This window comes from Citrobacter sp. RHB25-C09 (genome assembly GCF_013836145.1).
Taxonomy (GTDB): Bacteria; Pseudomonadota; Gammaproteobacteria; order Enterobacterales; family Enterobacteriaceae; genus Citrobacter_A.
The window spans coordinates 491279-503725 of the sequence record NZ_CP057483.1; the positions used below are offsets into that span (position 1 = coordinate 491279).

Here is a 12447-nt window from a genome sequence, read left to right on the forward strand (position 1 = left end):
TATGTCGTTACTTGCACAACTGGATAAAAGCATTGCCGCGCATGGCGGTCTGATCGTCTCCTGCCAGCCGGTTCCTGGTAGTCCTTTGGAAAAACCTGAGATTGTCGCGGCAATGGCGCTGGCGGCAGAACAGGCGGGCGCAGTCGCGCTGCGTATTGAAGGTATTGAAAACCTACGGGCGACACGCGCTGTCGTTTCCGTGCCGATTATCGGTATTCTCAAGCGCGATCTGGACAATTCTCCTGTGCGCATTACCGCGTTTCTGGAGGATGTCGATGCGTTGGCGGAGGCGGGCGCGGATATTATCGCCATTGACGGGACCGATCGTCCGCGTCCGGTGCCGGTAGAGACGCTGTTGGCGCGTATCCACCATCATCAACTGCTGGCGATGGCCGACTGCTCCTCACAGGAGGACGGTCTGGCCTGTCAGACGCTCGGGGCAGAAATCATTGGTACTACGCTTTCAGGCTATACCACACCGGTAATACCGGAAGAGCCGGATCTGGCATTAGTGAAATCGTTAAGCGATGCCGGCTGTCGGTTGATTGCCGAAGGGCGATACAACACCCCAGCACAGGCCGCAGAAGCCATGCGCCACGGTGCCTGGGCGGTAACGGTCGGTTCTGCTATTACCCGGCTGGAGCACATCTGCGAGTGGTATAACACGGCGCTGAAAAAGGCGGTGCTATGACGACGCTGGCAATAGACATAGGCGGTACCAAACTTGCCGCCGCACTGGTGGATAACGATTTAGCGATCCGGTTGCGGAGGGAACTTCCGACGCCCGCCAGTAAAACACCAGAGGCGCTGCGAGAAGCGCTAAAAGCGCTGGTGGAGCCGATACAGCATCAGGCGCGCCGGGTGGCCATCGCCTCAACGGGGATTATCCGCGAAGGTAACCTGCTGGCGATTAACCCGCAAAATCTGGGGGGATTGCTACACTTTCCGCTGGTGCAGACACTTGAAGAGATCGCGGGTTTGCCGACATTAGCCATTAATGACGCTCAGGCTGCGGCATGGGCGGAATACCATGCAATTGCGGATGAGATCGAGGACATGGTGTTCCTGACCGTTTCAACCGGCGTGGGAGGTGGCGTCGTCAGTAATGGAAGGCTGGTGACCGGAAGCGGCGGACTGGCTGGGCATCTCGGACATACGCTGGCCGATCCCAACGGACCGGTATGCGGCTGTGGTCGGGTGGGGTGCGTCGAGGCCATCGCCTCAGGGCGCGGAATTTCTGCCGCTGCACAGGGGCATCTTGCGGGGTGTGACGCCAAAACTATTTTTGCCCGCGCGGCAGAAGGTGATGAACAGGCTTGCACGCTGGTTCAACGGTCCGCGCAGGTGTTAGCGCGACTGATTGCGGATACAAAGGCGGTAACCGACTGCCAGCGCGTCGTGATTGGCGGCAGCGTAGGTCTGGCTGAAGGCTATTTGTCGCAGGTGCGTGCTTATCTTACGCAAATGCCTGCGGTCTATCATGTTGAACTTAGCGCGGCACACTATCGTCATGACGCAGGGTTGCTGGGCGCGGCGCTGCTGGCTCAAGGAGATAAAAAATGATTCTGGGTGAAGTCCGTTCGTTACCGTCCACCGGTTTGCATCCTGTACTTCAGGAGGCGCTAACGCTTGCCCTGACGGCAAGACCGCAGGAAAAAACACCCGGACGCGTAGAGCTTCGCGGTGACGATATCTTTATGAATGTGATGACGTTCACTACGCAGTTTCCGGCCGAGAAAAAAGCGGAACTGCATGAACAGTACATTGATATCCAGTTGCTATTATCGGGAGAGGAGCGCATCCAGTTCGGCGTTATGGGTTCAGCACGTCAGTGTGAAACGTTCCATGCCGAAGAGGATTACCAGCTTTGCAATGAGATCACAGATAAACAGTCCGTCACGCTGCAACCGGGCATGTTTGCCGTCTTTATGCCCGGGGAACCGCATAAGCCAGGCTGCGCAATTCGTGAACCGGGCGAAATTAAGAAAGTGGTGGTGAAGGTACGCGCCAGCTTGCTGGACGCGTAGTTTGTATGCCTGATGGCGCTTCGCTTATCAGGCCTGTAGGCCGGATAAGGCGGTCACGCCGCCATCCGGCAATGTTACCCACGTTCTAGCGTTTAAACGTCACCGCTTCCGGCTGCGTCAGGTGCAAGGTTGTCTGACTGGGCACTGTCTCGGCAATCACCTTGCCGTGACGAACAGAATATCGTGCAGGCGTCTGACGACGAACCGCATCAAACCCATTCTCTGCCGGGAGAATCACCAGATTTGCTGAATTCCCCACGCTCAGGCCATAGTCCTGCAAGTGTAGTGTTTTCGCGCTGTGGGTGGTGATCAGGTTAAGTCCATCGTTTATTTGTCCGTAGCCCATCAACTGACAGACGTGTAACCCCATATGCAGGACCTGAAGCATATTCGCAGTTCCCAGCGGATACCACGGATCGAAAACGTCATCATGCCCAAAGCAGACGTTGATCTCCGCTTCCAGCATCTCTTTCACGCGCGTTACGCCGCGGCGTTTGGGGTAGGTATCAAAACGGCCCTGCAAATGCGTGTTCACCAGCGGGTTTGCCACGAAGTTAATGCCAGACATTTTCAACAAGCGGAACAGTCGGGACGTATACGCGCCATTATAGGAGTGCATCGCCGTGGTATGGCTGGCGGTCACGTGCGAACCCATTCCGTCACGATGCGCCAGCGCGGCGACGGTTTCAACGAAGCGCGATTGCTCATCATCAATCTCGTCACAGTGGACATCGATCAGTCGGTCGTACTTCTGCGCCAGGGCGAACGTTTTATGCAGTGACTCGACGCCATACTCACGCGTAAATTCAAAGTGAGGGATCGCGCCGATGACATCCGCCCCTAAACGCACGGCTTCCTCTAGCAACTCTTCACCGTTCGGATAAGACAGAATGCCTTCCTGCGGGAATGCCACAATTTGCAGATCGACCCACGGGGCGACATCCTGCTTCACCTCCAGCATGGCTTTTAGCGCCGTAAGGGTGGGATCTGACACGTCAACGTGTGTACGTACGTACTGGATGCCGTTGGCGATCTGCCATTTCAGGGTCTGCATAGCGCGGGTTTTAACGTCTTCATGGGTGAGCATCGCTTTACGTTCGGCCCAGCGCTCGATTCCCTCGAAAAGGGTGCCTGACTGATTCCAGTTCGGTTCGCCCGCCGTTTGTGTCGTATCCAGGTGAATATGTGGTTCGACGAATGGGGGGATAGCCAGTCCGCATTCGGCGTCCAGCACCTCACCGGTTGGCGCAGAGGCGGTTTCCTGAGGAACGATACGGCTGAAGCGTCCGTTCTCAATCGTGATTTGCCATAAACCCTCTTGCCCCTGCAAACGGGCCTGACGGATAGTGAGGGAATTATTCTGCATGGGAAACCTCCGAAGGGTTAGCAAGGGTACGTTTGGCGAATGGGTTTAACACCAAATAGCTGAAGACGCCACCCAATACTGCGTTTACGGGGACAATTCCCGGAATGTAGTGCCCGGCAGCAATACCCAGGGCGACCGATAAAATGGCAATCCAGTTAACGGACACAAATTTTGCGTGGTCGAAGCTGGCATAGCGGCGGCGGTTGATCAGGTAGTCGGCGATAATCACCCCGCCAATCGGCGGAATCGCTGCCGACAGAAAGGTCAGCCAGCCAACAAAGTTGTTGTATAGCCATAGTGCGCACAGCGTACCGATAATGCCATTAACCACCGACAGCGTACGGCTGGAAAGGCCGGTAATATTGGCGAAACCCAGACCCGAGGCATACAGCGCGTTGTCGTTGGTGGTCCAGATATTCAGGCCGAGAACGACAATCGCCGGCAGCAGCAGTCCCTGAGCGATCATCACGTCAGAAATATCGGCCTGTCCTACTGCAGCAGCACCTGCCGCACCGAAGATAAACATCAGCGAGTTGCCAAGGAAAAAGGCCACCATCGCCACAAGGACAGCGCCTTTAGCATTGCGACCAAAGCGGACGAAGTCGGCGGTCAGCGTGCCTGCGCTGATAAACGAACCGACAACCAGCGCCAGCGCGCTGGAAAAGTTGAGCGGCGTCTGCGGCACAATGGATTTTAAATGATCTAAACCTCCTACGCCGTCCACCGCCAGCCAGACGGAATAGCTTCCCAGGATGACAATAGCAGGTACAGCGATGATGGATAAAATCGTCAGCGCCGAGATACCAAAGAAAATGGTCAACGTCATCAACAGGCCGGAAACCGCAATCAGGATATTCACGTCAATGCCTGTCGCTTTACTCACCGGGATGGCAAACATCGCCACGCCAACGCCAAACCATCCGACCTGCGTACCGCCTAATAGCATGGAGGGAAGCCAGGAGCCTTTTATACCGAATGAGTAACGGGCTAGAAGATGGGTTGAGAGGCCGGTTTTTGCGCCGATAAAGCCAAGAAAAGCAGTGTATATACCGAGGAGGAGATTGCCGAAGAGAACTGCGAGGAAGAAATCATTATAGGAAAGACCGGTACCGAGTGTGCCTCCGGTCCACATACTGGCGGAAAAAAACGTTAATCCTAACATCACAAAAGTGAGTGGAACCACGCCTTTCCGCGCCGCCAGAGGGACGGGGCCCTGGCTATAATTGTTATCTTGCGACACAACGCCTCCTTGAGTTTTGGCCAAAAAATCCGCCGCATAATATACATTTTTTAGATGAATGCAAACGTTTACGTCTGGATTTACAGCGCATTTATGAGGAAAAGGATATCGCTGACTAAAAGGTATGTTATTGAAAACAGGCTCCCCAGCTATCCGCGTTATGCTTCTGCTGGGGAGTCAGAGGGGCTTACACTTCCAGATAATTCAGGATCCCGTCAGCCGCTTTACGGCCTTCGGCGATGGCGGTAACCACCAGATCCGAACCGCGCACGATGTCGCCACCGGCGAAGATCTTCGGGTTACTGGTCTGGAACGCGTTGTCGCTACCTTCCGGGGCGATAATGCGTCCCTGAGAATCCAGCTCGACGCTGTGTTTTGCCAGCCATTCCATGCTGTGCGGACGGAAGCCAAACGCCATCACTACCGCATCAGCCGGCACCACGTGCTCGGAACCCGCGACGATCTCCGCGCGGCGACGACCCTTCGCATCCGGTGCCCCCATCTCGGTGCGCGCCATCTTCACGCCGCTCACCTTGCCGTTGGCATTCACCTCAATCCCCAGCGGCTGCACGTTGAACTGGAACTCAACGCCTTCTTCACGCGCGTTTTTCACTTCGCGCCGTGAGCCGGGCATGTTCTCTTCATCGCGACGGTAGGCACAGGTAACATGCGTCGCCTTCTGGCGAACCGAGGTACGCACGCAGTCCATCGCGGTATCGCCACCGCCGAGAACCACGACGCGCTTGCCTTCCATACTGACGAACGGTTCGTCGGTCGTTTCGCCGAAGCCCATAATCTGCTTGGTATTGGCGATCAGGAACGGCAGGGCGTCGAACACGCCGTCAGCGTCTTCGTTTTCCAGTCCGCCGCGCATCGACTGGTAGGTACCGACGCCGAGGAATACGGCATCGTACTCTTTCAGCAGCTCGTCGAGTTGCACGTCACGACCGACTTCGACGTTCAGTTTGAACTCAATACCCATCCCGGTGAATATCTCACGGCGGCGGGTCATGACCTCTTTTTCCAGCTTAAAGGCGGGAATACCAAAGGTCAGCAGGCCGCCAATCTCCGGATGACGGTCAAACACTACCGCCTTCACGCCGTTGCGAGTGAGGACGTCGGCGCAGGCTAGCCCAGCCGGGCCGGCACCGATAATGGCTACGCGCTTGTCGGTTTGCTTAACGCCGGTCATATCCGGACGCCAGCCCATCTCAAACGCTTTATCGTTGATATAGCGCTCAATGTTGCCGATGGTCACCGCGCCAAACTCATCGTTCAGGGTACAGGAACCTTCGCACAGACGATCCTGCGGACAGACGCGACCACACACCTCCGGCAGGGTGTTGGTCTGGTGTGAGAGTTCCGCAGCTTCAAAGATGCGTCCTTCATTGGCAAGCTTCAGCCAGTTCGGGATGTAGTTATGAACCGGGCACTTCCACTCACAGTACGGGTTACCGCAGGAAAGACAGCGATCCGCCTGCGCTTTGGCCTGGCCTTCCGAAAACGGTTCGTAGATTTCCACAAACTCGATCTTGCGGATCTTCAGCGGCTTCTTCGGCGGTTCAATGCGCTGCAGGTCGATAAATTGATAAACGTTCTGACTCATGATGACCCCTTACTGCGCCTGCACGCGCAGCTCAGCTGCGCTACGACTACGATGACCCAACAGTGCTTTGACATCACTGGACTTTGGCTTAACCAGCGCGAACTTAGCGGCAAACGCTGACCAGTTCGCCAGAATCTCTTCCCCGCGCTGGGAGCCGGTGTACTGCACGTGTTCGGTAATAAGCCCACGCAGATGCTCTTCGTGGATCGCCAGTTCATCCACGCCCAGCACTTCAACCAGTTCCGGATTCACGCGCTTACGGAACTCGCCATCTTCGTCCAGCACGTAGGCAAAGCCGCCGGTCATACCTGCGCCGAAGTTCACCCCGGTTTTGCCGAGGATGCAGACGATGCCACCGGTCATATATTCACAACCGTTATCACCAATCCCTTCCACAACGGTGATGGCGCCGGAGTTACGCACCGCGAAACGCTCACCCGCGCGGCCTGCGGCGTAAAGACGACCGCCGGTTGCGCCGTACAGACAGGTATTACCGATAATGCTCGCCTTATGACTGAGGAAGGAAGAACCCACCGGAGGACGCACTGCCAGCAGACCGCCCGCCATGCCTTTACCGACATAGTCGTTCGCATCGCCAGTCAGGTACAGCTCAACGCCGCCCGCATTCCAGACGCCGAAGCTCTGACCTGCGGTACCGTTAAAGTGTGCTTTAATCGGATCCGATGCCAGCCCCTGATCGCCGTGCGTCTGGGCGATATAACCCGACAGCGACGCGCCAACGGAGCGGTCGGTGTTGCGAATATCAAACCAGAAGGTTTTGCTCTGGCGCTCATCGACAAACGGTTTTGCCTGCTGCAATAGCTGCGCATTCAGCACGCCGTTATCAAACGGCGGGTTGTTCTCGGTGCAGTAAAGCGCTTTGCCCGCCTTAGGCTCCGCGGTCTCCAGCAGACGGGACAATTCCAGCTTCTGCTGCTTGGCCGTGAAGCCTTCCAGCTCTTTGAGCAGGTCGGTGCGGCCAATCAGGTCTACCAGGCGTTTCACGCCCAGCTGCGCCATCAGTTCGCGGGTTTCGCGAGCAATAAATTCAAAGTAGTTGGTCACTTTGAACGGCAGGCCGTGGTAATGGTTCTTACGCAGTTTTTCGTCCTGAGTTGCGACACCGGTGGCACAGTTGTTCAGGTGGCAAATACGCAGGTATTTACAGCCGAGAGCGACCATCGGGCCGGTCCCAAAGCCGAAGCTTTCTGCACCGAGTATTGCCGCTTTAATGATATCCACGCCGGTTTTCAGGCCGCCGTCGACCTGCAAACGGATCTTATGACGCAGGCCGTTAGCGACCAGCGCCTGCTGGGTTTCCACCAGGCCAAGCTCCCACGGACAGCCCGCGTACTTAACGGAAGAGAGTGGACTGGCACCCGTACCACCGTCATAACCGGCAATGGTGATCAGATCCGCATAGGCTTTTGCCACGCCTGTAGCAATCGTGCCCACGCCCGGTTCGGAAACCAACTTCACGGAGATCATGGCCTTTGGGTTAACCTGTTTCAGGTCGAAAATCAGCTGCGCTAAATCCTCGATAGAGTAGATATCGTGATGCGGCGGCGGGGAGATGAGCGTCACGCCCGGTACCGAATAACGCAGTTTGGCGATGTAAGGCGTGACTTTATCACCCGGGAGCTGACCGCCTTCGCCTGGCTTCGCGCCCTGGGCAACTTTAATTTGAATTACATCGGTGTTCACCAGATACGCCGGGGTGACGCCAAAGCGACCGGAGGCAACCTGCTTGATACGGGAGACTTTGTTGGTGCCGTAGCGCGCCGGATCTTCACCGCCTTCACCGGAGTTAGAGTTCCCACCGATGCTGTTCATCGCTTCCGCCAGCGCTTCGTGCGCTTCCGGACTCAGGGCGCCGATGGACATCGCGGCGGTATCAAAGCGTTTGAACAGTTCGCTGGCCGGTTCGACATCGTCGATGCTCACCGCTTCATCACCCGGGGCGATCGCCAGCAGGTCACGCAACGTCGTCGCCGGGCGTTCGTTGACCAGCGCGGCATACTGCTGATAGTCGCTGTATTCACCACTCTGTACCGCCTGTTGCAGCGTACGCACCACGTCCGGGTTATAGGCATGGTACTCGCCACCGTGGACGTACTTCAGCAGGCCGCCCTGGCTAATCGGCTTGCGTGCCAGCCAGGCGCGTTTCGACAGGTTCAGTAGATCCTGCTGGAAGTCGGCAAAGCCCGCGCCACCGATGCGGCTGACCACGCCCTGGAAACAGAGGTTCACCACGTCATCGTGCAGACCGACCGCTTCAAACAGTTTGGAACAGCGGTAGGAGGCGATGGTCGAGATGCCCATTTTGGACATGATTTTATACAGCCCTTTGTTGATGCCGTTACGGTAGTTCAGCATCACGGTGCGGTAGTTTTTGGCAATCGCGTGAGTGTCGATCAGACGCCCCAGCGTTTCGTAGGCCAGGTAAGGATAAATGGCCGTTGCGCCAAAGCCGAGAAGCACCGCGAAGTGGTGCGGATCGCGCGCACTTGCGGTTTCGACGATGATGTTGGCGTCGCAGCGCAGGCTCTGTTCAACCAAACGCGCTTGCACCGCGCCAACGGCCATCGGTGCCGGAACCGGCAGGCGGTTCTTACCGATATTACGATCCGAGAGCACCAGCAGCACCGTGCCGCTACGCACCATTTGTTCGGCGGTATCGCACAGCGCTTTGACCGTCTCTTCAAGCGTGGTTTGCGTCGCGTCGAAGGTAATATCAAGCCGATCGGCGCGATAGTGCTCCTCTGTCATGGTGGTGAGCTGTTTGAAATCGGAATAGAGCAAAATCGGTGACTTAAAGCTCAGACGGTGCGCCTGGCCTTCCGCTTCGCAGAAGACGTTCATCTCGCGACCGATGCTGGTGGCAAGCGACATAACGTGAGCTTCACGCAGCGGATCGATAGGCGGGTTGGTCACCTGGGCGAACTGCTGGCGGAAATAGTCATAAATAATGCGCGGCTGGCTGGATAGCACGGCAAACGGGGTGTCGTCTCCCATTGAACCGACGGCTTCCTGGCCGTTTTCGCCGAGGACTCGAAGCACCGAGTCCAGCTCTTCGGCGCTGTAGTTAAACTGTTTCTGATAGCTGGCAAGCGTATCGTCGTCCAGCTCACGGTTGCCGACTTCTTCATCCGGCAGATCTTCAAACGGCACCAGACGACGCACGTTTTTCGCCATCCATTCTTTATACGGGTGGCGGCTTTTCAGGTCGTCATCGGTTTCGGCGGAGTGAAGAATGCGCCCACCCCGGGTGTCGATCACCATCAGTTCGCCTGGCCCAACGCGGCCTTTTTCCACGACTTCGTCAGGCTGGTAGTCCCAGATGCCGACTTCTGAAGCGCAGGTGATCAGTTTGTCTTTGGTAATGACATAACGCGCCGGACGCAGACCGTTACGGTCGAGGTTACAGGCGGCAAAACGCCCGTCCGACATCACGATCCCTGCCGGGCCGTCCCACGGTTCCATGTGCATGGAGTTAAAGTCGAAGAAGGCGCGCAGTTCAGGGTCCATATCCGGGTTGTTCTGCCAGGCAGGCGGCACCAGCAGACGCATGGCGCGCACGATGTCCATCCCACCGGCTAGCAGTAGTTCCAGCATGTTATCCATGGAGCTGGAGTCGGAGCCGGTTTCGTTAACAAACGGCGCGGCGTCATGCAGGTCAGGGATCAGCGGCGTCTGGAATTTATAGGTACGCGCACGCGCCCACTGACGGTTACCGGTAATGGTATTGATCTCGCCGTTGTGCGCAAGATAGCGGAACGGCTGCGCCAGCGGCCAGCGCGGCACGGTGTTAGTGGAGAAGCGCTGATGGAACAGGCAGATGGCTGATTCCAGGCGCAGATCCGCGAGGTCCAGGTAAAAGCGCGGCAAATCCGCCGGCATACACAGACCTTTATAAATGTTCACCAGGTTCGACAGGCTACAAACGTAGAAGTCTTTATCTTCCTGCAAACGCTTTTCGATGCGGCGACGGGCGATGAACAGACGGCGTTCCATATCGCGTGGACGCCAGCCCGCAGGGGCGTTCACAAAAATTTGTTCAATACGCGGCAGAGAGGAGAGGGCGATTTCACCCAGCACGCCTTCGTTGGTTGGCACATCGCGCCAGCCGACAATTGACAGGGTTTCCTGCTGGAGTTCTTCTTCAACAATACGGCGTGACGCCGCGGCCAGTTCGGGATCTTTATTTAAGAAGATCATCCCGACCGCGTAGTTTTTGGCTAAACGCCAGCCGCGCTCTTCGGCGACGATGCGAAAAAAGCGGTCAGGTTTTTGCAACAGCAGGCCACAACCGTCGCCGGTTTTACCGTCAGCGAGGATGGCACCACGGTGCTGCATACGGGCCAGTGCGTGTATGGCGGTACGCACTACCTTGTGGCTAGGTTCGCCTTCTATGTGGGCGATCAGGCCGAAACCACAGTTATCCTTCTCAAGGGATTTATCGTACAACATATCTGTGAACCTCCCCAGGCTCTGCGTGATCCCCTGCCGATACCGTTGGCGCACAGGCACAGCAAGAGCATGGCGACGGGGTTTGCGTTTCATACGCGTACCTCGCATTCGCCCTCTTGATCCATTGCGCTTAGGTCAAACAAGTTTGAGGACTTGCTGTCAGAGGGAATCTCAATTACTGCATAAATATGATGAGCACACCGCTCATCCAGAAAGCTTCCAGCGGATTTCCAACTTATCGGGATTCCACACACAGGTCAAATGGCAAGCTTATGTCTCGAAAAATGTGCCATAGCGCATGTATCGCTATGAAATTATTGATAATAATCTGATTTTTACAGGGTTTTAACGCTTCAGGAACAAGACAGTGAGTGTGATCTCTCTCACTAAAAGAGAGGCCGGTTAAGCCTTATCTTCGCTTGATTAGCCGCTTAATCTAGCTATTTATGCTGGTTAATACTTCATTGGTAATTCAAAATACCGTTTTTGCGCAATAAGCGTCAGAAGATAAAAAAAGTAGTTGGGAATAAAAGAAAATTGCTTGAGTGGGTTGTGAATGAAATATCGTTAAAAATGCTTGAATATGCAAATGATAAAAGCCTGCCGGGGCGATTGATCCAGGTCATCGCCGGAAAGGGCAAAAAATGGCAGGCTTTGGCCTCTTTATAAGGCGCGGTCTATCAGATTATGCAGTTACAGAAATTAGTCAATATGTTTGGTGGGGATCTTTCTCGTCGTTACGGGCAAAAGGTTCATAAACTGACGCTACACGGCGGGTTTAGCTGCCCAAACCGTGATGGCACTATCGGACGTGGCGGTTGCACTTTCTGTAATGTCGCCTCTTTTGCCGATGAAGCACAGCAACACCATTCGATCGCCGAGCAGCTTGAACGTCAGGCGCATCTGGTGAACCGTGCCAAACGCTACCTCGCTTATTTTCAGGCTTACACCAGCACCTTTGCGGAAGTCCAGGTGCTGCGTTCGATGTATCAGCAGGCGGTGAACCAGGCCAGTATTGTCGGCCTTTGCGTGGGGACGCGGCCCGACTGTGTGCCGGATGCGGTGCTCGATTTGCTCTGTGAATATCACGATCAGGGTTACGAAGTCTGGTTAGAACTGGGATTACAAACCGCGCACGACAAAACGCTGCACCGTATTAATCGCGGCCATGATTTTGCCTGTTATCAGCACACTACCCGGCTGGCACGCGAGCGCGGACTGAAGGTCTGTGCACATTTGATCGTCGGCCTGCCGGGTGAGGGACAAGCAGAATGCCTGCAAACCCTCGAACAGGTGGTCGAGACTGGCGTGGATGGTATCAAGTTGCACCCGTTGCACATTGTTAAAGGCAGCATCATGGCAAAAGCCTGGGAAGCTGGGCGTCTCAACGGCATTGCGCTGGAGGATTACACGGTTACCGCCGGTGAAATGATCCGCCATACGCCGCCGGAGGTGATTTATCATCGCATCTCCGCCAGCGCCCGCCGCCCGACGTTATTGGCACCGCTGTGGTGTGAAAATCGCTGGACCGGAATGGTCGAGCTGGATCGCTATCTGAATGAACACGGCGTACAGGGTTCAGCACTGGGTTCACCGTGGGTGCCGCCGGAGCGTTAACTTCCCCCTGGTCGGATAAAGCAAAGCCGCCATCCGGCAATACTGTGTCTGATGGCGCTGCGCTTATCATGCCTACGGGCACTACCCCCTCGTCGATCATTTTCACCGATAACCTCCGCAT

At 56.0% G+C, this 12447-nt stretch carries 8 protein-coding genes; 4 read left to right on the forward strand and 4 right to left on the reverse strand.

Going from position 1 to position 12447, the window contains the following annotated elements:
- The first annotated feature begins 1 nt into the window (after position 1).
- From HVY19_RS02355 to nanQ, 3 genes are read left to right on the forward strand one after another with little or no spacing between them, the layout of a single operon-like run.
- Positions 2 to 691 (forward strand): N-acetylmannosamine-6-phosphate 2-epimerase, encoded by a 690-nt coding sequence (locus tag HVY19_RS02355; RefSeq protein ID WP_181682797.1) that lies wholly within the window; start codon positions 2 to 4, stop codon positions 689 to 691.
- Positions 688 to 1563 carry an N-acetylmannosamine kinase gene (gene nanK, locus HVY19_RS02360; RefSeq protein ID WP_181682798.1) on the forward strand — a complete coding sequence of 292 codons (876 nt, stop codon included), beginning with the start codon at positions 688 to 690 and terminating at the stop codon, positions 1561 to 1563. Before HVY19_RS02355 ends, nanK begins: the two co-directional genes overlap by 4 nt.
- Positions 1560 to 2027 carry an N-acetylneuraminate anomerase gene (gene nanQ / locus HVY19_RS02365; RefSeq protein ID WP_181682799.1) on the forward strand — a complete coding sequence of 156 codons (468 nt, stop codon included), beginning with the start codon at positions 1560 to 1562 and terminating at the stop codon, positions 2025 to 2027. Before nanK ends, nanQ begins: the two co-directional genes overlap by 4 nt.
- Before the next feature lie 85 nt (positions 2028 to 2112).
- Here the strand turns inward: nanQ and HVY19_RS02370 are convergent, their stop codons facing one another.
- From HVY19_RS02370 to gltB, 4 genes are all read right to left on the reverse strand, one after another.
- The gene (locus HVY19_RS02370; RefSeq protein WP_181682800.1) at positions 2113 to 3393 is read right to left on the reverse strand and encodes a cytosine deaminase; all 1281 of its coding nucleotides are present in this window, start codon (positions 3391 to 3393) and stop codon (positions 2113 to 2115) included.
- A complete protein-coding gene (codB, locus tag HVY19_RS02375; RefSeq protein ID WP_181682801.1) occupies positions 3383 to 4633 on the reverse strand; it encodes a cytosine permease in 1251 nt (416 codons plus the stop codon). Before codB ends, HVY19_RS02370 begins: the two co-directional genes overlap by 11 nt.
- A 187-nt stretch (positions 4634 to 4820) precedes the next feature.
- Positions 4821 to 6239, reverse strand: coding sequence for a glutamate synthase subunit GltD (gene gltD / locus HVY19_RS02380; RefSeq protein ID WP_181682802.1), 1419 nt, complete (start codon positions 6237 to 6239; stop codon positions 4821 to 4823).
- A 9-nt stretch (positions 6240 to 6248) separates the two neighbouring features.
- Positions 6249 to 10709 carry a glutamate synthase large subunit gene (gene gltB / locus HVY19_RS02385; protein ID WP_181684200.1) on the reverse strand — a complete coding sequence of 1487 codons (4461 nt, stop codon included), beginning with the start codon at positions 10707 to 10709 and terminating at the stop codon, positions 6249 to 6251.
- Positions 10710 to 11396: 687 nt separating this feature from the next.
- On the opposite strand from gltB, the gene HVY19_RS02390 reads away from it, so the two are divergent.
- Entirely contained in the window at positions 11397 to 12326 is a 930-nt protein-coding gene (locus HVY19_RS02390) for a TIGR01212 family radical SAM protein (RefSeq protein ID WP_181682803.1), read from the forward strand.
- Positions 12327 to 12447 lie beyond the last annotated feature (121 nt).

What these genes read in the sequence shown, in the direction of transcription:
- nanK (WP_181682798.1), top strand. Translation starts at nt 688, where the DNA reads ATGACGACGCTGGCAATAGACATAGGCGGTACCAAACTTGCCGCCGCA.
- gltD (WP_181682802.1), bottom strand. Translation starts at nt 6,239, where the DNA reads ATGAGTCAGAACGTTTATCAATTTATCGACCTGCAGCGCATTGAACCG.
- HVY19_RS02370 (WP_181682800.1), bottom strand. Translation starts at nt 3,393, where the DNA reads ATGCAGAATAATTCCCTCACTATCCGTCAGGCCCGTTTGCAGGGGCAA.
- HVY19_RS02355 (WP_181682797.1), top strand. Translation starts at nt 2, where the DNA reads ATGTCGTTACTTGCACAACTGGATAAAAGCATTGCCGCGCATGGCGGT.
- gltB (WP_181684200.1), bottom strand. Translation starts at nt 10,709, where the DNA reads ATGTTGTACGATAAATCCCTTGAGAAGGATAACTGTGGTTTCGGCCTG.
- nanQ (WP_181682799.1), top strand. Translation starts at nt 1,560, where the DNA reads ATGATTCTGGGTGAAGTCCGTTCGTTACCGTCCACCGGTTTGCATCCT.
- HVY19_RS02390 (WP_181682803.1), top strand. Translation starts at nt 11,397, where the DNA reads ATGCAGTTACAGAAATTAGTCAATATGTTTGGTGGGGATCTTTCTCGT.